Source organism: Cupriavidus sp. MEYA8 (genome assembly GCF_059278825.1).
Map to the genome: position 1 here is coordinate 964,530 of NZ_CM181221.1, position 19,546 is coordinate 984,075.

Consider the following 19,546-nt stretch of genomic DNA (forward strand, 5'->3'; position numbering starts at 1 on the left):
AACCCAATCGCAAAAGGACAAATACGATGGGACGCTTGACCACCCATGTTCTTGACACCGCTGCCGGCACGCCCGGACAAGGGATGTCGATTACTCTCCATAAAATTGTCGACAATCGCCGCGAAACCCTGAAGACCGTGGTCACCAACCACGACGGCCGCTGCGACCAGCCGCTGCTGGAAGGCGCCGACCTTGCCGCCGGCGTGTACGAACTGGAATTCGCCGCGGGCGACTATTTCCGCGCACAGGGCACGAAGCTGCCCGAGCCGGCTTTCCTGGACGTGGTGCCCCTGCGCTTCGGCATTGCCGACGTCAACGCGCACTACCACGTGCCGCTCCTGGTTTCGCCCTGGTCGTACTCGACCTACCGCGGCAGCTGACGCGGTGGCATAGGGAAACAGGAGACAAGACATGGAAGGCTATATCCTCGACTGGGCCAATATGCTGCTGCGGTGGGTGCACGTCATCACCGCCATTGCATGGATCGGCTCTTCGTTCTATTTCGTGTGGCTGGACAACAGCCTGACCAAGCCCACCGCGCCCGACCTGAAAGAAAAAGGCGTCGACGGCGAACTGTGGGCCGTGCACGGCGGCGGCTTCTACAACCCGCAGAAGTACCTGACCGCGCCCAAGCAGCTGCCGGAGAACCTGCACTGGTTCTACTGGGAGTCGTACTCGACCTGGATGAGCGGCTTCGCGCTGCTGGTGGTGCTGTACCTGTTCAACGCCAGCACGTTCCTGATCGACAAGAATGTGTTCGACATGTCGCCTGGCGCGGCGGTCGGCTTCGCGGTGTCGTACCTGCTGATCGGCTGGATCGTCTATGACAGCATCTGCCGCCTGTTCAACAAGAATGACCGACTGGTCGGCATCCTGGTGGCGATCTACATCGCGGCGGCCGCTTACGTCGCATGCCACGTCTTCTCGGGCCGCGCGGCGTTCCTGCTGACCGGCGCGATGATCGCGACGATCATGAGCGCGAACGTGCTGGCATGGATCATCCCGGGCCAGCGCAAGGTGGTGGCAGCACTGAAGGCCGGCCAGCCGGTGGACCCGATCCACGGCAAGCGTGGCAAGCAGCGCAGCGTGCACAACACCTACTTCACGCTGCCGGTGCTGTTCGCGATGCTGTCAAACCACTACAGCATGACCTACGCCCACAAGTACAACTGGGTGGTGCTGATCCTGATCATGCTGTCGGGCGTGCTGATCCGCCAGTTCTTCATCTTGAAGCACAAGGGCAAGATCAACGTGCTGTGGCCTGCTGCCGGCGTTGCCGCGCTGGGCGTTGTGGCCGTGATGATCGCGCCGCAGCCGCGCCCCGCCGTGGCCAAGGGTGGCGAGGCAGCCGCAGCGACCGTCAGCTTTGCCAAGGTGCAGGAAGTGATGAACGCACGCTGCGTGCAATGCCACGCCGAGCAGCCGAAGATGATGCCGACGGCGGCCAAGGGGATCAAGCTGGAGACGCCAGAAGACATCAAGGCCCACGCCCAGCTGATCTACCAGCAGGCCGTGCAGCAGAAGGCGATGCCGCTGGGCAACGTGACGCAGATTACCGACGACGAACGTGCGCTGCTGGGGCAGTGGTTCGAAGGCGGGGCGAAGACTACGAATTGATCGTGGTTTGAGTTGAAAAGCATTGGGGCTGGCTCTTGCCGAGCCGGCCCGCGAAATCCGAGCATCGGTGATCGACGGTCTGGAGGGCTGAGTTGTCGGCAGTCGTTAGTACCGGACCGGCGAGGGTTTGAACGGGGCCTTTGTGTCCCGTTTTTTTTGCTTTCGCCGCGATGTGATCATAGGGTTGGGGGTGTGCACTGCTGGTGCAGTTGGCGACATGCTATCGGCTGTTGATGCGTTGCTGTCACCAACAGCGACCCACCCCCGAAATCAACCTCCAATATTCATCAGCGCCAGCACGCCCAGCACCACGAAGATCGCGGCCGCAATCTTATGCACCAGCCCAATCGGCATCTTGTTGGCAAACTTGTCCCCCAGCAGAACAGCAGGCGCATTGGCGATCATCATGCCGAAGGTCGTGCCGGCGACCACGGCCACCACCGCATCGCTGAAGCGCGCCGCCAGGGCAACGGTGGCGATCTGCGTCTTGTCACCCATCTCGGCGAAGAAGAACGCAACGATGGTGGTAGCCAGGATGCCAAGCGCGCCCTTCACCGGCTTGGCCTGCTCGGCATCGTCGAGCTTGTCGGGAATCAGCATCCATGCGCCCATCGCGATAAAGCCCAGGCCCAGGATCCAGCGCAGCAGGTTTTCTCCGACCACATGCGTGATCCATCCGCCAAGCGCGCCGGCAAAGCCGTGGTTGACGAGCGTGGCAATCAGGATGCCAAGGATGATGGGGAGGGGCTTGCGATAGCGCGCGGCCAGGACCAGCGACAGCAGTTGCGTCTTGTCGCCCATTTCAGCAAGGGCGACGATGCCTGTGGAGACGAGGAAGGCTTCCATGTTGTTATGTGGGATAACCAGGCCGCAATGCATCGCGAGATGCCAATGACGCACACCTTTCCCGGCCCGGCCAGAAAGGTATGGTCATCGGTCTCGCCAGGCGTGGACGCTGCCTGGGCCAGTCTGGCCAGGCGGGGTCCGGAGCTGCGCACGCCATAACCGCAAGCGGTCAAGTCTGTTGACGTACGCCCCTGTCCCCCGGAATCCGCATTGCGCGGCGCGGTGAGAGCAGGGCGGCTACTCCCCAATGGAAGCGGCAATTATAACCGCGGCGGCGGTGGATCGTCCACCGCCGCCGCGGTCGGTATGGCGATCAGGCCGGCACCGGCGCGTTCTCGCTGGTCTGGCGGCCGCGGAAATCGGTCCAGCACAGCGCCTTGAAGTCATACAGCTTGCAGCGGCGCGCCGTGTCGAAATACCAGCGCCAGGAGAAGTTCTCGATGATGATGCGGCCCGGCAGCGCGTGCTCCAGCAGCGCCTGCGCGCGCTTGAGGCGATACAGCGGCACGCTCATGTCGACGTGGTGCGCGGTGTGCTCCATGATGTGATGCAGCGCGGAGCCGATACCATGGCGGAAGCGCAGGTGCACTGTGGTCGAGACAAACGGCTGCGCTTTGGCCCACATGGCCTTGGTGTCGTACCAGGCCACGCTGGCATGGGTGTGGTGCACGTACAGCACGAAGCCCACGGTCACGTTCCACACCAGGAAAGGCAGCACGAAACCGGCGCCGACCAGCATCCAGGCCGACTGGCCCGTGGCAAAGGCCAGTGCCACCAGCGCGCCGATCCAGGCCACGCCGAAGGCCGCCACCAGCAGGCAATCGCGCACGAAGACCGGGCGGCGGGTGGCCATCTGGCGCTTGCTGGGGAAGAACAGCTTGCTCCACCAGATCTCTACCAGGTAGTACAGGCCCGGGCCGAAGCCGGTGCGGTAGATGCGCTCCAGCGCGCGCCGCCAGCGCGGCAGCGCGTTGAATTCTTCCAGCGAGTAGGGCGCCCAGACGAAGTCGAAGCCTTTCAGGTTGGTATAGCCGTGGTGGACCACGTTATGGCCGACTTCCCACAGGCTGTACGGCGTCAGCGACGGCAGGAAAGTCAGCCGGCCCAGCCATTTGTTCAGGCCGCGGCGCGGCGTCAGGCTCTGGTGGCAGGCATCGTGGCCGATGATGAACAGGCGCGCGATCACCAGCCCGGCCAGCACGCCCAGCCCCAGCTTGGCGGCCCAGTGCGAGGCTAGCACCACGCCGGCCAGCACGGCGGCGAACAGCAGGTAGTCGAAGGCGAACAGCGCCAGCGCGCGCGGCGTGCTGCGCTCCCCCAGCGGGATCAGCCAGCCGCGGATGACCTTGCGCGACGGGAACGGCGCGTCCGGGGCGATCGGCTCCGGCAGCGGCAGCCGGCCGGGCTTGGCGGACTGCCGGGCATGCGGGGCATGCTCGGGATGCGCTGAGGGCGTGGATGGGATTGCGGTCATGCGGAACCTTCTGGTTTTGCGGTCGGATGGCGTTGGCCAACGCAGCCAATGCTGCCAATGAGGCCGGCGCATGCCGGCCATGGCGAAACCGCAAGGTTAGAAGGCTTTGCCGGTGGGGATCTTGACGGGCGTCAATCCGGAAGGACGCGCTAAGCGGTAAAAGCGCGCCCGCCGCGAAGGGCGGGCGCCGTGGTGCCGGAATTGGGTACCGGACAGGAGTGCCGGATGTGACGGATCAGGCGGCGGCGCGCACCGGCTCGCCCATGATGTAGACGCTGTCGATCACGCGGTCGTCGCCCAGCATGGCAAAGGCGAACAGTTCTTCTTCCAGCGTCTCCGAGCGGTTGCTGCGGCGGGCGATCAGCGGCGTGGCCTTGGGATCGAGCACGACGAAGTCGGCCTCGCAGCCCTCGCTGAAGCTGCCGACGCGGCCGGTCCAGCCCAGCGCCTCGGCGGCGGCGCGCGTGGCCAGGTAGAACATGCGCAGCGCGGTCAGGTAGTAGCCGCCCATGCGCGCGACCTTGTGCGCGGCGTTCATGGTGCGGAACATCGAGAACGAGGTGCCGCCGCCGACGTCGGTGGCCAGCGTCACGTTCAGGCGGTTGGCGTCGGACTGGTGGAAGTCATAGAAACCGCTGCCCAGGAACAGGTTGGAGGTGGGGCAGTGCGCCACCGCGGCGCCGCTGTCGGCCAGCCGGCGGCGGTCGTCCTGGTCCAGGTAGATGGCGTGGCCGTACATCGCGCCGGGGCGCAGCAGGCCGTAGCGGTCGTAGACGTCCAGGTAGCTGCGCGCGTCCGGGAACAGCTCGGCTACCCATTTGACCTCGTCGCGGTTCTCGGCCACGTGGGTCTGGATAAAGGCGTCGGGGTAGGCGCGCGCCAGTTCGCCGCAGGCGGCCAGCTGTGCTTCGGTCGAGGTCGGCGCGAAGCGCGGCGTGATCGCGTACGACAGGCGGCCCTTGTTATGCCAGCGCGACAGCAGGTCGGCCGAATCCTGCGCGCCAGTCTCGGCCGTATCGCGCAGGAATTCGGGGCAGTTGCGGTCCATCATCACCTTGCCGGTGACCAGGCGCAGGTTGCGCGCCTCGCTCTCGGTGAAGAGCGCGTCGGCCGAGGCCTTGTGCACCGTGCTCCAGACCACCGCGCTGGTGGTGCCGTTGCGCAGCAGTTCTTCGGTGAAGAAACCGGCCACGCCGCGGGCGTAGTCGGGATCGGCGAAGCGGCGCTCTTCGGGGAAGGTGTAGGTGTCGAGCCAGTGCAGCAGGCCCGGCGACGGCGACGCGATCATGTCGGTCTGCGGGTAGTGCACGTGGGTGTCGATAAAGCCCGGCACGATCAGCTTGCCACGGTGGTCGACGATCTCGGCGCCGGCCGGGATGCGGTCTGCCAGCTTTGCATACTCGCCGGCGGCGGCAATGCGGCCGTCGGTGACGATCAGCACCCCGTCGTCCCAATACTGGTACGCATCCTCATGGAACTGCGGGTCGCGCAGGAAATGCAGCACGCGGCCGCGGATGGCACGGGTGGTGGACTCGGTCGTGGGGGTGGTCGTCATCGTTTGTCTCTTGTGGCCGGCCCGCGCGTGCCGACGTTACGTCACGCGGCGGGCCGGTCTATTGGCATGCGCCGGTCAGGCCGCAGGGGCCGTCGCGGGCGGGGACTTGGGCGTGGCCGACCAGAAGTGGTCGACTTCGGCCAGGAACTCGGCCTTCTGCACCTCGGGCAGGAAGGCCGCTTCAAAGCTGTTGCGCGCCAGCTTGTGCGCGTCGGCGGCATCCAGCGGCAGCGCGTCGAAGGTGGCTTCCCAGTTGGCGTTCATGTAGCCGCCAAAGTAGGCCGGATCGTCCGAATGGAGCGTGATGGCCACGCCCGCATCCAGCATGCGCTTGAGCGGATGGTCGCTCAGGTCGGGGTAGACCTTGAGTTTGACGTTGGACAGCGGGCATACCGTCAGCGCGACGCGCTCGCGCGCCAGGCGCTGGATCAGCGCGGCATCGTCGATGGCATGCACGCCGTGGTCGATGCGCTCGACCTTGAGGATGTCGAGCGCATCGGAGACGTATTGCGCCGGGCCTTCCTCGCCGGCGTGCGCGACCCGGTGCAGGCCCAGCTCTTTCGCTCGGGCGAACACGCGTTCGAACTTTTCCGGTGGGTTGCCTTTCTCGGAGGAATCCAGCCCCACGCCGACGAAGCGGTCCCGGTAGGGCAGCGCGGCTTCCAGCGTGGCAAAGGCGTCTTCCTCCGACAGGTGGCGCAGGAAGCACAGGATCAGGCTGCTGGAGAAGTCATATTCCGTACGCGCCTGGGCCAGGGCGTCGGCAATGCCGTCGATCACCACGCCGATCGGCACCCCGCGCGCGGTATGGGTCTGGGGGTCGAAGAAGATCTCGGCGTGGCGGACGTTGTCGGCGACGGCGCGCTTGACGTAGTCCATGGTCATGTCGAAGAAATCTTCCTCGGTCAGCAGGACGCTGGCGCCGGCGTAGTAGATGTCGAGGAACGACTGCAGGTCGGTAAAGGCGTAGGCGGCGCGCAGCGCCTCCACGCTGGGGTAGGGCAGCGCCACCTGGTTGCGCTGGGCCAGCCGGAAGATCAGTTCCGGCTCGAGCGTGCCTTCGATATGCACATGCAGTTCGGCCTTGGGGGTACGGCGGATTTTGTCCGCCAGTGCGGCATCGATGGTCATGGGGGCCTCGTGTTCTCTATGCCCGCCAGCCAGGGCCGGCGGCACGGGTTCTCAGGGATGCACCGCCTCCGCCAGGCCCGCACGCAGCGCGGCTAGGCGCTGTTCGCGAACCTGGAGCAGCTGGGCGACGATAGCAACCGCAATCATAGCCGGAGCTTTGTCGGTAATCCCGGGAACCCCCATGGGGCATGTCATTTCCGCAAACCTGGCCGGGTCGATGCCATGCTCGGCCATGCGGTGTTCAAAGCGGGCGCGCTTGGTCTTGGAACCGATCAGGCCGAAGTAGGCGAAATCGGTGCGCTTCAGGATTTCTTCGCACAGGGTCTGGTCGAGCGCGTGGCTGTGCGTCATCACCAGGAAATAGCTGCCCGCCGGCGCCTGCGTCACCACGGCCTCGGGTGTGTCGCTGGCCTCGGCCTCGACGTTGTCGGGCAGGCCGCCGGGGAACAGCGTGTCGCGCTCGTCCACCCAGTGCACGCGGCACGGCAGCGTCGCCAGCACCTTGACCAGCGCGTGGCCGACGTGGCCGGCGCCGAACAGCACCACGTGCATGGCGTCGGGCACCACCGTGTCGGTCCAGCTGCCGTCCGGCCGCAGGTCGACGGCGGGGAGGACGGCGCGGCTGTCGGCAAAGGTCACCGCGCCGCTGGCCGGCACGTGGCGCTGCAGCGCGCGGTGCGCGGCGAAATTGCGTTCGACCGCATCGAGCCATGCCAGGTCGGCCTCGCCCAGCACCTCGAACGCCAGTTGCACCACGCCGCCGCAGCACTGGCCCAGCGCCGGGCCCAGCGGGATGCGCTCGATGCGGCGCTGCTCGTGCCGCACCAGCATCTCGCGCGCGATATCCATGCCGCGCCATTCCAGGTGGCCGCCGCCGATGGTCCCGACCAGGTCGTCCGGGCTGACCAGCATGCGGATGCCGGGCTCGCGCGGGGCCGAGCCCTTGACCTCGACGATGGTCACCATCGCCACCGGCACGCCGGTGCGCACCATGCGGGCGGCGTCGGCGAAGCGGAAGGGTTTGAGCGGTGCGTCCTGCATGTGGGGGCCTTATCGGAAAACTGGGTCTTGCCTGGGGCAGGGTGGGCGCGCGCCTGCTTCGTCCGCCGGCCCCGTGCCTGTCACGGCAGGCACGGGGGGAAAGTCCGGGGCACCCGCGGGCGCGCGCTTCCTTGCGATCGCTTCGTTGCCTGCGCTCAGGCCGCTTGCGCTGCCGCTTCGCGTACCGCTTCCACGGCGTCGAGGATCGCCTCGCTGGTGGCGGGCGCCTTCAGCGGCGGGTTGATGCGGTAGTCGCCCACCGCCGCAATCGCGTCGCGGATCGCGAAGAACACCGAGAACGGCAGCAGCAGCGGCGGCTCGCCCACCGCCTTGGAGCGGTGGATGCTGTCCTCGACGTTCTGGTTCTGGAACAGGCGCACGTTGAATTCCTCGGGGCAGTCGTTGACCGTCGGGATCTTGTACGTGGACGGGGCGTGCGTCATCAGCTTGCCGTCCTTGTTCCACCACAGTTCCTCGGTGGTCAGCCAGCCCATGCCCTGGATGAACGCGCCCTCGACCTGGCCGATATCCAGCGCCGGGTTCAGCGAGCGGCCGGCGTCGTGCAGCGCGTCGGCACGCAGCAGCTTCCATTCGCCGGTCAGCGTATCGACCAGTACCTCGGAGCAGGCGGCGCCGTAGGCGTAGTAGTAGAACGGGCGGCCCTGCAGCTTGCTCTGGTCCCAGTGCAGCTTGGGCGTGGTGTAGAAGCCGTCGGACCACAGCTGCACGCGCGCCACATAGGCCTCGCGCGCCAGTTCGCCGAACGATACACGCAGTTCGCCGGCACTTACGAGGTCGTCGTTGAAGCGCACTTCGGACGGCTCCACGCCGGCCTTGCGCGCGGCAAACGCGGCCAGGCGCTCGCGGATCTGGCGGGCGGCATCCTGTGCGGCCTTGCCGTTCAGGTCGGCGCCGGTCGATGCCGCGGTAGCCGAGGTGTTGGCCACCTTGCTGGTATCGGTGGCGGTCACGCGCACGCGTTCCATGCGGATGCCCAGCTCATGCGCCACCACCATCGCCACCTTGGTGTTCAGGCCCTGGCCCATTTCGGTGCCGCCGTGGTTCACCAGCACCGAGCCGTCGTTGTAGACGTGCACCAGAGCGCCGGCCTGGTTGAAGTGGGCCACGTTGAACGAGATGCCGAACTTCACCGGGGTGATGGCGATGCCCTTCTTCAGGATCGGGCTCTGCGCGTTGAAGGTGCGCGTGGCCTCGCGGCGGGCGCGGTATGCGCTGGTCGCGACCAGTTCGTCGATCAGCTCGTGGATGACGTTGTCTTCCACGGTCTGGCCGTACGGCGTGACGTTGTTCCCGGTCTTGCCGTAGAAGTTGGCGCGGCGCACTTCGAGCGAATCCTTGCCGACGTTGCGGGCCACGTTGTCCAGGATGTACTCGATCGCAAACGCGCCCTGCGGGCCGCCGAAGCCGCGGAAGGCGGTATTGCTCTGGGTATTGGTCTTGCCGCAGTAGCCGTCGATCTGCACGTTCGGCAGCCAGTAGGCGTTGTCGAAGTGGCAGATGGCGCGGGTCATCACCGGGCCCGACAGGTCGGCCGAGAAGCCGGCGCGCGACACCATCTGGACCTTGACGCCCTCGATATGGCCCTCGTCATCGTGGCCCACTTCGTAGTCGAACACGAAGTCATGGCGCTTGCCGGTGATCATCATGTCGTCGTCGCGGTCCGGACGCAGCTTGACCGGGCACATCAGCTTCCACGCGGCCAGCGCGGCGCAGCAGGCGAACAGCGCCGACTGCGATTCCTTGCCGCCGAAGCCGCCGCCCATGCGGCGGCACTCGACCAGCACCTGGTGCGCCTGCCAGCCCAGCATATGGCACACGGCGTGCTGCATCTCGGTCGGGTGCTGGGTCGAGCACCACACCTGCATGCCGTCGTTCTCGCGCGGCGCGGCGTAGGAAATCTGGCCTTCCAGGTAGAACTGTTCCTGCCCGCCGAGGTGGATCTTGCCACCGTCCTTGTGGGCAGCGCCGGCGATATGGCTGACCGCCTCGCCGCGCTTCAGGTGCATCGGCGGCAGCACATAGCTGCCGGCTTCGTGCGCGGCTTCCGGCGACAGCACCGGCGGCAGGTCTTCATACTCGATCACGCCCAGGCGGGCGGCGCGGCGGGCGGCGTCGTGCGAGGTCGCCACCACGATAAAGACCGGCTGGCCGATGAACTGCACCACGTCGCGCGCCAGGATCGGGTCGTCGTGGATGATCGGGCCGCAGTCGTTGGTGCCGGGGATGTCGTCCACCGTCAGCACGGACACCACGCCGGGAGCGGCGCGCACCTTGTCGAGCGAGATCGACTTGATGCGGGCGTGCGCGCGGCTGCTCATGCCGAGCGCGGCGTGCAGCGTGCCGGCCAGCTCGGGGATATCGTCCGTATAGGTGGCGGTGCCGGCCACGTGCAGGTGGGCGGATTCATGCGGACGCGAGATGCCGACCTGCGGCACTGCCTCGGCGGCAATGCCGGCGTCGAGCAGGAAGGGTTCGGTTTGCTTGTTCATGCCGATTTTCCTTTTTCTCTCAGGCCGTGACGATTGCGATGGTGCCGGCGCCGGGCGCACGGACATTGACGGCTGCCGCGGGCAGCGCTTCGCTGGTGGTTTCCAGCCAGAAGCGGTACAGCAGGTTGGCGGCGCCGCGGCTGCGGTACGACGCGGTCGCGCGCATGTCAGTCAGCGGGGCGTAGTCCTGCGACAGCGCGGCCATGCCGGCGCGGGCGGTGGTTTCGTTCCACGGCCGGCCGATGAGGGCCGCTTCCGTGGCGGCCGCGCGCTTGGGCGTGGCCGCCATGCCGCCGAAGGCGATGCGCGCCTCGCGGACGATGCCGTCCCGCACGGTGATGCCGAATGCGGCACACACGGCCGAGATATCCTCGTCAAAACGTTTGGACAGCTTGTAGGTGCGGAAGTGCTGCGGCCCCGCCACCGGCACGCGCAGCGCGGCGACGAATTCGCCCGGCTGCATGGCGGTCTTCTGGTAGGCCAGGTACAGGTCTTCCAGCGGCAGCGTGCGGCGGGTTTCGCCAAGCTGCAGCAACACTTCGGTCCCCAGCGCAATCAGCGCCGGCATCGAGTCGCCGATCGGCGAGCCGTTGGCGATATTGCCGCCCAGCGTGCCGGCATTGCGGATCGGCAGCGAAGCGAAGCGCTTCCACAGCTCTTCCAGTTCCGGGTGCGCGGCGTTCAGCGCGGTATAGGCCTTCTCCAGCGTGACGGCAGCGCCGATCTCGATCACGCCGTCGCGTTGCTCGATCCGGTTCAGGTCTTCCACCTGGCCCACGTAGAGCAGGTTGCCCAGCTCGCGGAACTGCTTGGTCACCCACAGGCCGACGTCGGTGCTGCCGGCGAGGATGCGGATATCGGGCTGCGCCGCCTTGATCGCGCCGAACTCGGCCGCGGTGCGCGGGGCAAAGAAGTCCTGGCCCTGCGCGCGGTAGCGGAAGGTCTCGCCGCGCTTCAGGTTGCGCAGCGTGTCGGCGATCTGCTTCGGGTCCAGCTTGCCGTCGGTCGGGGCGGGCAGGGCCATCATGCGCTCGCCGGCGTCGATGATCGGGCGGTAGCCGGTGCAGCGGCACAGGTTGCCGGTCAGCGCGTCGCAGATGGTCTGGCGCGAAGGCGCCTCGCCACCGGGGGTGTGCTGCTGGTACAGCGCCCACAGCGACATCACGAAGCCGGGGGTGCAGAAGCCGCACTGCGAGCCGTGGCACTCGACCATGGCTTCCTGCACCGGGTGCAGGGTGCCGTCGGCCTGGCGCAGGTCCTCGACCGTGATCAGGGCCTTGCCGTCGAGCGTGGGCAGGAACTGGATGCAGGCATTGACCGCCTTGAATTCGACGTCGCCGCCGTCCTGCAGTTCGCCAATGACGACGGTGCAGGCGCCGCAGTCGCCTTCGGCGCAGCCTTCCTTGGTGCCGGTGCAGCGGGCGTCTTCACGCAGGTACTGCAGCACGGTGCGGGTAATGGGGGCGTCGGATACTTCCTTGACCTGGCCGCGGTGGAAAAAGCGGATGGTTTGCGTCTCCATGGTCTTCTCTCTCTTGGGGATGGCGGAAACATAGCATCGCTACGTTTCATGCAATATTCGACCCAGGTGATATGCGCCATCAGCGGGCACGCCGGTCGGTGCCCGGCCGCACTGAGCGGTATGCGGATTTGACCGATTGTGGGGTGCTTGTCATACACTATGCGCCGTTCCCATCCCCCACGCCACCTATCCGGCCCCCGCCGGAGGGCTGCCCATCGCCATGCACGGACGCGACCATCTCGATACATATTTGCTGCGGGTGCTCCACACCCTGCTGACCGAGCAGAGCGTGACCCGCACCGCCGTGCGCCTGGGCCAGTCGCAGCCCGCCATCAGCAACACCCTGAAGCGCCTGCGCGAGATCACCGGCGACGCCATCCTGGTGCGGGGCAAGAACGGCATGGTGCCGACCGAGCGCGGCCGCGAACTGCTGGCGCTGGCCGAGCAAAGCCTCGCGGCGATGGACCGCATTGCCCGCCCGCCGCAGCAGTTCGACCCGGCCACCACTACGCGCACCTTCCACCTGGGGGCGCCGGACTACCTCGACGCCTTCTTCCTGCCCAATATCGTCGAACGCGTGCGCCGGCTGGCGCCGGGCGCCAAGCTGTTCGTGCATCCGATGACGTCGTCGTCGGACTTCCTCGACGACCTGGAACAGGGGCAGCTGGATATCGTGGTCGGCAACTGGCTGTCGCCGCCGGAACACCTGCATATCTCGCCACTGTTCGACGATGAGGTGGTGTGCATGCTGGGCGCGCAGCACCCGCTGGCGCGCAAGGGACTGACGCTCAAGCACTACCTGGAGATGCCGCACCTGGCCCCGGCGCCATATGCGTCGATGCAGCGCAGCATGATCGACCAGGCGCTCGCGGAGCAGGGCTACAAGCGCAATATCCAGGTGACGCTGCCGTACTTCGGGCTGGTGCCGTATGTGCTGATGAAGACTGACATGGTCTTCACCACCGGCCGCCAGTTCGCGGCGCACTATGCGCAATATCTGCCGATCCGCATGGTGCCGTCGCCGGTGTCGTTCCCGCGCATGCGCTTCTACCAGCTGTGGCACGAGCGCTGCCACGCGGCGCCGGACATCATGTGGATCCGGCGCATGATCGCGGAGGTGGCGGCGGACCTGCCGCAATTGCCGCGGCTGGAGGCGGAGGCGGGTTGATCCCCCTGCCCCCGGGCGATTTATTTCTGCGCGGTCTGCGCCTTGTAGTTCGGGAAGAACAGCTGTTCCCCTTCCACCTTGTAACTGGCGATCGCGTCCTGCCCTTCCTTCGACGTGACCCACTCCATCAGCTTCATCGCATCCCCATAGTTGGTGCCCGGGTGCCTGGCCGGATTGACCGCGATGATCCCGTACGGGTTGAACATCTTCGGGTCGCCCTCGATGGCGATGGCCAGGCCGGTCTTGGCGCGGTAGGCGCCGTAGGTGGCGCGGTCTGACAGCGTGTAGCCCGGCATCTGCGCGGCCATGGTCAGTACCTCGCCCATGCCCAGGCCGGCACTGACGTACCACAGCTTGCCCTTGGGCTCGATGCCGATTTCTTTCCAGTACTCCTTCTCCATCACGTCGGTGCCGGAGTTGTCGCCGCGCGAGATGAACTTGCTGCCGCTGCCCGACAGCTTGCGGAAGCCGGCGAGCACGTCCTTGCCGCCCTTCAGGCCGGCCGGGTCGTTGGCCGGGCCGACCACGATGAAGTCGTTGTACATCACGTCGCGCCGGTTGACGCCGTAGCCGGCGGCGACGAAGGCGTCTTCCATCTTGCGGGCGTGGACCAGCAGCACGTCGACGTCGCCCATCTCGCCCATTTTCATCGCCTTGCCGGAGCCGACGGCGATCACCTTGACGCTGACGCCGGACTTCTGCTCAAAGCGGGGCAGCAGGTACTTCAACAAGCCGGAGTTGTCGGTGCTGGTGGTGGTGGCGAGCTTCAGTTCGCCGGCGTGCGCGGCCGACATCAGGACCACGCAGGCGGCGGCGGTGGCGCGGCGCAGGTGGCGGAACGGGCTGGAGGTGTGGCGCGGCTGCATGGGGACCCATTGAGTTATGTTTTGATGGACATAATTGCCTTTCCCTACAGGACTCGGGGAGAATGCAGCGAAAGACAATAAGCAGGGGTGTTCATTGTGATCCAGCGGAATTTCAGATGTAAATATGAAGCGAGGAACATATGACGTTCCGCTTTGACCTGTTTCCGGTCATTGCGCCGGACGACAACCCGCGCGCCAACGACAAGGTGTTCCAGTTGCTCAAGGCTGTGCGCGAGACCGGCTCGCTGCACCGGGCCGCGCGCGAGATCGGCCTGTCCTACCGCCATGCCTGGGGGGTGATGCGCACATGGGAGGAAATGCTGGGCCGCTCCATGCTCGACATGGAGCGGGGCCGCGGCGCATCGCTGACGCGTTTTGGCGAGCGGCTGCTGCGCGCCGAGCTGCGCCTGCGCGAGTCGGTCGAACCGGTGGTGCAGAAGGCCATGGCGGATTTCATCGCCGAGCTCGACGATGCCCAGCAGCCGCAATCGTGCGTCCATTTCACCGGCAGCCATGACCCGGCCGTGGAAGTGCTGGCTGCGGCGCTCGGCCAGGCGGTCGCGCCGTTGCAGCTGGACACGGTGTTCTGCGGCAGCGTGGAAGGGCTGGTATGCCTGCAGGAGCGGCAGTCGGAGCTGGCGGGCTTCTACGTCTCGCCGGTGCAGACGGCGGGATCTGTGGCGCATGTGACCCTGCGCAAGTGGCTGCGGCCGGCCTCGGTGCGGCTGCTGCGCCTGGCGTGGCGCGAGCAGGGGCTGATCGTGGCGCCGGAGCTGGCGCGCGAGATCCGCGACCTGCGCGACCTGGTGCGCACCCAGGCGCGTTTCGTCAACCGCCAGCGCAGTTCGGGCACGCGCATGCTGTTCGACCAGTTGCTGGCGGCACAGGGCCTGTACCAGGACCAGGTCGCCGGCTATGACGAAACCGAGTTCAGCAACGAGAAGGTGGCTGAGGCGGTGCATGGCGGCCGCGCCCAGGTTGGCTTCGGGCTGCGCATGAACGCCGAAAGTCACGGCCTGGCCTTCGTGCCGCTGACGCGCGAGGCTTACTACCTGGCGCTGCGCAAGAACGACCAGACCGCCGGCTGGATGGCGGCGCTGCTGGCCTTGCTGGCCGATCCGGCGTTCGCAAAACGCATCGAGGCGCTGCCCGGCTACGCCATGGCCGAGCCGGCCGGGGTGCTGACGCCGCAGGAAGCGCTGCCCTGGTTCGGGCCGGACGGCGAGGGCACCTGAGCGGCGGGCCGGGCGGCAGGAGCGGATGATGGGCTGGATGGCGGGCGCGCTGCCCGCCCGCTCCGCTCGTATTACACTCCTTGCCAGGGCGTGCCCCGCGCACGCCCGGCCTTGCAAGGAGCAACATGCTGGAAACCGCCGCGCTGGCCGCGGGCATGTCCTGGGCCAGCGGTTTTCGCCTCTATCTCGCCGTGTTCGCCGCCGGCGTTCTGGCACGCCTGGGCTGGCTGGAACTGCCCCCCGGGCTGCAGCCGCTGGAATCCTGGTGGGTGATCGGCGTGGCCGCGGTGCTGGCCGTGGCCGAGTTCATCGCCGACAAGGTGCCGGGCTTCGACTCGGTCTGGGACGGCATCCATACCTTCGTGCGCATTCCGGCCGGCGCGATCCTGGCGGCCGCCGCGTTCGGCCAGCTCGACCCGCAGTGGGTGGTGGCTGCCGGCCTGATCGGCGGCACGCTGGCCGGCACCGCGCATGCGGCCAAGGCCGGCACGCGCGCGCTGATCAACGTTTCGCCGGAACCGTTTTCCAACTGGGCGGCCTCATTCACCGAGGACCTGACCGCGACCGGCAGCCTGATGCTGGCGTTCTTCCTGCCGGTAGTGTTCCTGGTGGTGCTGGTGCTGTTCCTGGTGGCCGCCATCTGGCTGCTGCCCAGGCTGTGGCGCGGCGTGCGCCGGCTGCATGCCACGCTGCGCGGCGGCAGCGCGCGGCCGGGGCGGCCGGGACCTCCGTAGCGCTTGCCGTTCCGTTGCCGTTCACGCCGGACCGTATCCCTGTTTCCTGGCTTTCCGACTGACCCGCGGCGCACCGGCGCCAAGCCATCACCGAACAATTCACCGAAGAATTCACCAAACAACCGATGCCCTCCGAGTCCGCCATCGACGCCCCGACCACCAATGCCAGTCCCGCCGCCGGGGCGGGCACCGCGCAAGCGGGCAGGTTTTCCGCCTGGCGCCAGGCGTTGCGCATGGCACGCCGCGACTGGCTCGCCGGCGAGCTCTACCTGCTGCTGTTCGCGCTGGTGCTCGCGGTGGCGGCGCTGTCCAGCGTCGGCTTCATGGCCGACCGCATGCGGCTGGGGCTGGAGCGCGATGCGCGGCAAATGATCGCGTCTGACGTGCTGCTGGTCTCGGACCAGCCTTTCGACGCCGCCTTCGCGCAGCGTGCCGGGCAGCAGGGGCTGGCGGTGGCGCAGACGGTGACCTTCCCGAGCATGGCCACGGCCAGCGGCAAGGCGCGCGCCGCCGGTGCCGACGCGCCCAGCCAGCTGGCCGCGCTCAAGGCGGTGACCGACGGCTATCCGCTGCGCGGCAGGCTCAGGGTGGCCAACGCGCCGGGCACGCCGGACGCGCCCGCCGAAGGGATTCCCGCGCCGGGCACGGTATGGGTCGACGAAGCGCTGCTGGGCGCGCTCGGATTGAACGTGGGCGACGCGCTTCAGCTTGGCAGCCGCACCTTCCGCATCGACCGCATCATCACGCAGGAGATGGACCGCGGCACGGGCTTCATGAACTTTGCGCCGCGCGTGCTGATGCCGTTGTCGGACCTGGAAGGCACCGGCCTGATCGGCTGGGGCAGCCGCGTGACCTACCGGCTGCTGGTGGCCGGCCCCGACGCCGCCGGTGCCGCTTACCAGAAATGGGCGCAGGCGGAGATCGACCGCCGCAAGCTGCGCAACACCCGCATCGAGTCGCTCGAATCCGGCCAGCCGCAGATGCGCGCCACGCTCGACCGGGCCGAGCGCTTCCTGTCGCTGGTGGCGGTGCTGTCGTCGATGATCGCGGCGGTGGCAATCGCCATGTCGGCGCGCCGCTACATGCAGCGCCATACCGATGCCTGCGCGGTCTACAAGTGCCTGGGGCTGTCGCGCGGACAGATCCTGCGCGCGTTCGGGCTGGAATTCCTGCTGATCGGCGCGGGCGGCGCGCTGGCCGGCGTGCTGATCGGCTACCTGGCGCACTACGGGCTGCTGCTGTCGCTGGGCGGGCTGCTCAAGGTGTCGCTGCCGCAGCCTTCGGCATTGCCGGCGCTGGTGGGTGTGCTGGCGGGACTGGTGCTGCTGGCGGGGTTTGCGCTGCCGCCGCTGCTGGCGCTGACGCGCGTGGCGCCGCTGCGGGTGCTGCGCCGCGATATCGGGCTGCCTCCGGTATCCGCGTGGGTCGCGTACGCGCTCGGCCTGGGTGCCTTCGTCGCGCTGCTGCTGGTGGCGGCGCGCGACCTGCGGCTCGGGCTGACCACCGCGGGCGGCTTCGTCGGCGCCGGCGTGGTGTTCGGCTTGCTGGCGCTGGGGCTGCTCACGCTGCTGTCGCGCCTGCTGCGCGGGCGCCTGCGTGGTGCCGCGTCGATGGGCTGGCGTTTTGCGCTGGCGGTGCTGGAGCGCCGCCGCGGCGTCACCGTGCTGCAGACCGTGGCGCTGGCAGTGGGGCTGATGGCGCTGCTGCTGCTCGGCATGACCCGCAACGACCTGGTCGATTCGTGGCGCAGCGCCACGCCGGCCGACGCGCCCAACCGCTTCATCATCAATATCCAGCCCGACCAGCGCGAACCGCTGCGCAAGATGCTGGCCGGCGCCGGCATCAACGACCTGCTTTATCCGATGGTGCGCGGGCGCCTGACCCATATCGGCGAGCGTGCGATCCAGGCCGGCAGCTTCGAGGAAGGCCGCGCGCGCAACCTGGTCGAGCGCGAATTCAACCTGTCCTATACCGATGTGCTGCCGGAGGGCAACCGCGTGATCGCCGGGCGGTGGTCCGATGGCAGCGCCGGCACCGACGCGGGTGCCTCGGTGGAGGAGGGCATCGCCAAGACGCTCGGGATCCACCTCGGCGACACGCTGCGCTTCGACGTGGCCGGCCAGGCGGTGCAGGCGCGCGTGACCTCGCTGCGCAAGCTCGACTGGGGCTCGATGCGGGTCAATTTCTTCGTGATCCTGCCGCCGTCGGCGATGCAGGGCATGCCCGAGACCTACATCACCTCGTTCCACCTGCCCGCTGCCAGCGCGGCGCTGGGCAACCGGCTGATCGCGGCCTTCCCGAACATCACGGTGGTCAACACCGACATGATCCTGCGCCAGATCCAGGACATCCTGGACCAGGTGATCGCGGCGGTGGAGTTCCTGTTTATCTTCACGCTGGCCGCCGGGGTCACGGTGCTGTACGCGGCGCTGTCCGGCGCGCGCGACGAGCGCATGCGCGACGCCGGCCTGCTCAAGGCGCTGGGGGCGTCGGCGGCGCTGGTGCGGCAGACCCAATACGCGGAATTCCTCGTGGTGGGCGGCCTGGCAGGATTCCTGGCCAGCCTGGGAGCGATCGCGGTGGGGTGGGGGCTGTCGCAGTTCGTTTTCGACTTCCCCTACCGCTTCAATGGGTGGATCGTGCCGGTCGGCGTGGTTTCTGGCATGCTGTGCGCTTTTGCCGGCGGCTGGCTGGGCCTGCGCGAAGTGCTGCGCCAGCCGGCGCTGGCGACCTTGCGTGACGCCTGAACGGCGCCGCGCCTCGAGTTTGTGATGAGTACTGAATCCAATCAACAATCCGGCAATGCCGACGGCGCCCCCGAGGTCACGGCTTTCGAGCTGGTCGGCGGCGAGGCGCGCGTGCGCGAGCTGGTCGACCGCTTCTATGACCTGATGGACCTGGAAACCCAGTTTGCCGGCTTGCGCGCGATCCATCCGCCGTCGCTAGACGGCTCGCGCGACAAGCTGTTCTGGTTCCTGTGCGGCTGGCTGGGCGGCCCCAACCACTTTATCGAGCGCTTCGGCCATCCGCGCCTGCGCGCGCGCCACATGCCGTTCGAGATCGGTATCAGCGAGCGCGACCAGTGGATGCGCTGCATGGCACTGGCGATGCAGGACATCGGCCTGTCCGAGGACCTGCAGCTGCGCCTGATGCAGGCGTTCTTCCAGACCGCCGACTGGATGCGCAACGTGGCGCGCTGAGGCGCCTTCCTTCCCCTGCTCACTGAGAAAGAATCTCCACCCATGTCCGTGCAACTGCCCGAAGGTGCCTGCCGCGTGCTCGATTTCTGGTTCGACCAGCCTGGTTCGGCGGCCTGGAATACCGAGCGCCGCGCATGGTTCACCAAGTCGGATGATTTCGACGACCGCATCCGCACGCACTTCCTGTCTGACTGGCAGGTCGCCAGCGAGGGCGCGCCGGACGACTGGTCGGTCACCCCCGAAGGCGCCTGTGCCCGCGTGGTGCTGCTGGACCAGTTCCCGCGCAACATGTTCCGCAACGATCCGCGCAGCTTCGGCACCGATGCGCAGGCGCTGGCGCTGGCCAGGCGCATCGTCGCGACCGGCATGGACCGCGAGCTGCCGACGGACTACCACCGCATGTTCTGCTACATGCCGTTCGAGCATTCGGAAGCGCTGGAAGACCAGGACGAGGCGGTGCGGCTGATGACGCAGCTGCGCGAGTCCAGTGGCGGTAAGGTGGATGTGGTGGAGTGGGCCGACAAGCACCGCGAGATCATCGTGCGCTTTGGCCGCTTCCCGCACCGCAATGCGGTGCTGGGCAGGCCGGGCACGGCGGAGGAACTGGCGTTCCTGCAGCGGCCGGGCTCGTCGTTCTAGGCGCGGCA

The 19,546-nt window shown here is 67.5% G+C and carries 16 protein-coding genes and 1 riboswitch; of the genes, 8 read left to right on the top strand and 8 right to left on the bottom strand.

Annotated features, from left to right (window positions below; genetic code table 11):
* Positions 1-26: 26 nt before the first annotated feature.
* Positions 27-380: a hydroxyisourate hydrolase gene (uraH, locus tag AC5WJ1_RS04460; protein WP_029044808.1), complete on the top strand. Its 354-nt coding sequence runs from the start codon at positions 27-29 to the stop codon at positions 378-380.
* A 31-nt stretch (positions 381-411) separates the two neighbouring features.
* Positions 412-1,617 (top strand): urate hydroxylase PuuD, encoded by a 1,206-nt coding sequence (locus AC5WJ1_RS04465; protein WP_135704863.1) that lies wholly within the window; start codon positions 412-414, stop codon positions 1,615-1,617.
* A 270-nt stretch (positions 1,618-1,887) separates the two neighbouring features.
* Here AC5WJ1_RS04465 and AC5WJ1_RS04470 read toward each other — a convergent pair whose 3' ends face one another.
* The 7 genes from AC5WJ1_RS04470 to xdhA all read right to left on the bottom strand — a co-directional run bounded on the left by AC5WJ1_RS04470 (position 1,888) and on the right by xdhA (position 11,696).
* Complete coding sequence (locus AC5WJ1_RS04470; protein ID WP_133094130.1) at positions 1,888-2,463, bottom strand: TMEM165/GDT1 family protein; 576 nt, start codon at positions 2,461-2,463, stop codon at positions 1,888-1,890.
* A gap of 133 nt (positions 2,464-2,596) precedes the next feature.
* Positions 2,597-2,721, bottom strand: a riboswitch (yybP-ykoY riboswitch).
* Between the two features lie 55 nt (positions 2,722-2,776).
* On the bottom strand, positions 2,777-3,937 hold the full coding sequence (locus tag AC5WJ1_RS04475; protein WP_232353231.1) for a fatty acid desaturase: 1,161 nt from the start codon (positions 3,935-3,937) through the stop codon (positions 2,777-2,779).
* Positions 3,938-4,172: 235 nt separating this feature from the next.
* Entirely contained in the window at positions 4,173-5,492 is a 1,320-nt protein-coding gene (guaD, locus tag AC5WJ1_RS04480; protein WP_195428152.1) for a guanine deaminase, read from the bottom strand.
* Positions 5,493-5,567: 75 nt separating this feature from the next.
* Entirely contained in the window at positions 5,568-6,623 is a 1,056-nt protein-coding gene (locus AC5WJ1_RS04485) for an adenosine deaminase (protein WP_135704865.1), read from the bottom strand.
* A gap of 51 nt (positions 6,624-6,674) precedes the next feature.
* A complete protein-coding gene (gene xdhC / locus AC5WJ1_RS04490) occupies positions 6,675-7,664 on the bottom strand; it encodes a xanthine dehydrogenase accessory protein XdhC (RefSeq protein WP_135704866.1) in 990 nt (329 codons plus the stop codon).
* Positions 7,665-7,819: 155 nt separating this feature from the next.
* Complete coding sequence (gene xdhB / locus AC5WJ1_RS04495; protein ID WP_135704867.1) at positions 7,820-10,174, bottom strand: xanthine dehydrogenase molybdopterin binding subunit; 2,355 nt, start codon at positions 10,172-10,174, stop codon at positions 7,820-7,822.
* A gap of 19 nt (positions 10,175-10,193) precedes the next feature.
* Positions 10,194-11,696, bottom strand: coding sequence for a xanthine dehydrogenase small subunit (gene xdhA / locus AC5WJ1_RS04500; RefSeq protein WP_195428149.1), 1,503 nt, complete (start codon positions 11,694-11,696; stop codon positions 10,194-10,196).
* A 220-nt stretch (positions 11,697-11,916) separates the two neighbouring features.
* On the opposite strand from xdhA, the gene AC5WJ1_RS04505 reads away from it, so the two are divergent.
* A complete protein-coding gene (locus AC5WJ1_RS04505; protein ID WP_063241445.1) occupies positions 11,917-12,864 on the top strand; it encodes a LysR substrate-binding domain-containing protein in 948 nt (315 codons plus the stop codon).
* 20 nt (positions 12,865-12,884) lie between these two features.
* On the opposite strand, the gene AC5WJ1_RS04510 is transcribed toward AC5WJ1_RS04505, so the two are convergent.
* Complete coding sequence (locus tag AC5WJ1_RS04510; protein WP_135704869.1) at positions 12,885-13,730, bottom strand: ABC transporter substrate-binding protein; 846 nt, start codon at positions 13,728-13,730, stop codon at positions 12,885-12,887.
* Between the two features lie 140 nt (positions 13,731-13,870).
* On the opposite strand from AC5WJ1_RS04510, the gene AC5WJ1_RS04515 reads away from it, so the two are divergent.
* From AC5WJ1_RS04515 to AC5WJ1_RS04535, 5 genes are all read left to right on the top strand, one after another.
* Positions 13,871-14,965, top strand: a complete 1,095-nt coding sequence (locus tag AC5WJ1_RS04515) for a substrate-binding domain-containing protein (protein WP_195428147.1) — start codon at positions 13,871-13,873, stop codon at positions 14,963-14,965.
* A gap of 125 nt (positions 14,966-15,090) precedes the next feature.
* Entirely contained in the window at positions 15,091-15,699 is a 609-nt protein-coding gene (locus tag AC5WJ1_RS04520) for a DUF4126 domain-containing protein (RefSeq protein ID WP_133094138.1), read from the top strand.
* A 125-nt stretch (positions 15,700-15,824) separates the two neighbouring features.
* Positions 15,825-18,446, top strand: coding sequence for an ABC transporter permease (locus AC5WJ1_RS04525; protein ID WP_135704871.1), 2,622 nt, complete (start codon positions 15,825-15,827; stop codon positions 18,444-18,446).
* Positions 18,447-18,470: 24 nt separating this feature from the next.
* On the top strand, positions 18,471-18,899 hold the full coding sequence (locus tag AC5WJ1_RS04530) for a group II truncated hemoglobin (RefSeq protein ID WP_133094140.1): 429 nt from the start codon (positions 18,471-18,473) through the stop codon (positions 18,897-18,899).
* A 42-nt stretch (positions 18,900-18,941) separates the two neighbouring features.
* Positions 18,942-19,538, top strand: coding sequence for a DUF924 family protein (locus tag AC5WJ1_RS04535; RefSeq protein ID WP_133094141.1), 597 nt, complete (start codon positions 18,942-18,944; stop codon positions 19,536-19,538).
* The last annotated feature ends 8 nt before the right edge of the window (positions 19,539-19,546 follow it).

Bases quoted from the DNA above. Each gene is read 5' to 3' on its own strand.
- uraH (WP_029044808.1), top strand. From the start codon at position 27: ATGGGACGCTTGACCACCCATGTTCTTGACACCGCTGCCGGCACGCCC.
- AC5WJ1_RS04465 (WP_135704863.1), top strand. From the start codon at position 412: ATGGAAGGCTATATCCTCGACTGGGCCAATATGCTGCTGCGGTGGGTG.
- AC5WJ1_RS04470 (WP_133094130.1), bottom strand. From the start codon at position 2,463: ATGGAAGCCTTCCTCGTCTCCACAGGCATCGTCGCCCTTGCTGAAATG.
- AC5WJ1_RS04475 (WP_232353231.1), bottom strand. From the start codon at position 3,937: ATGACCGCAATCCCATCCACGCCCTCAGCGCATCCCGAGCATGCCCCG.
- guaD (WP_195428152.1), bottom strand. From the start codon at position 5,492: ATGACGACCACCCCCACGACCGAGTCCACCACCCGTGCCATCCGCGGC.
- AC5WJ1_RS04485 (WP_135704865.1), bottom strand. From the start codon at position 6,623: ATGACCATCGATGCCGCACTGGCGGACAAAATCCGCCGTACCCCCAAG.
- xdhC (WP_135704866.1), bottom strand. From the start codon at position 7,664: ATGCAGGACGCACCGCTCAAACCCTTCCGCTTCGCCGACGCCGCCCGC.
- xdhB (WP_135704867.1), bottom strand. From the start codon at position 10,174: ATGAACAAGCAAACCGAACCCTTCCTGCTCGACGCCGGCATTGCCGCC.
- xdhA (WP_195428149.1), bottom strand. From the start codon at position 11,696: ATGGAGACGCAAACCATCCGCTTTTTCCACCGCGGCCAGGTCAAGGAA.
- AC5WJ1_RS04505 (WP_063241445.1), top strand. From the start codon at position 11,917: ATGCACGGACGCGACCATCTCGATACATATTTGCTGCGGGTGCTCCAC.
- AC5WJ1_RS04510 (WP_135704869.1), bottom strand. From the start codon at position 13,730: ATGCAGCCGCGCCACACCTCCAGCCCGTTCCGCCACCTGCGCCGCGCC.
- AC5WJ1_RS04515 (WP_195428147.1), top strand. From the start codon at position 13,871: ATGACGTTCCGCTTTGACCTGTTTCCGGTCATTGCGCCGGACGACAAC.
- AC5WJ1_RS04520 (WP_133094138.1), top strand. From the start codon at position 15,091: ATGCTGGAAACCGCCGCGCTGGCCGCGGGCATGTCCTGGGCCAGCGGT.
- AC5WJ1_RS04525 (WP_135704871.1), top strand. From the start codon at position 15,825: ATGCCCTCCGAGTCCGCCATCGACGCCCCGACCACCAATGCCAGTCCC.
- AC5WJ1_RS04530 (WP_133094140.1), top strand. From the start codon at position 18,471: ATGAGTACTGAATCCAATCAACAATCCGGCAATGCCGACGGCGCCCCC.
- AC5WJ1_RS04535 (WP_133094141.1), top strand. From the start codon at position 18,942: ATGTCCGTGCAACTGCCCGAAGGTGCCTGCCGCGTGCTCGATTTCTGG.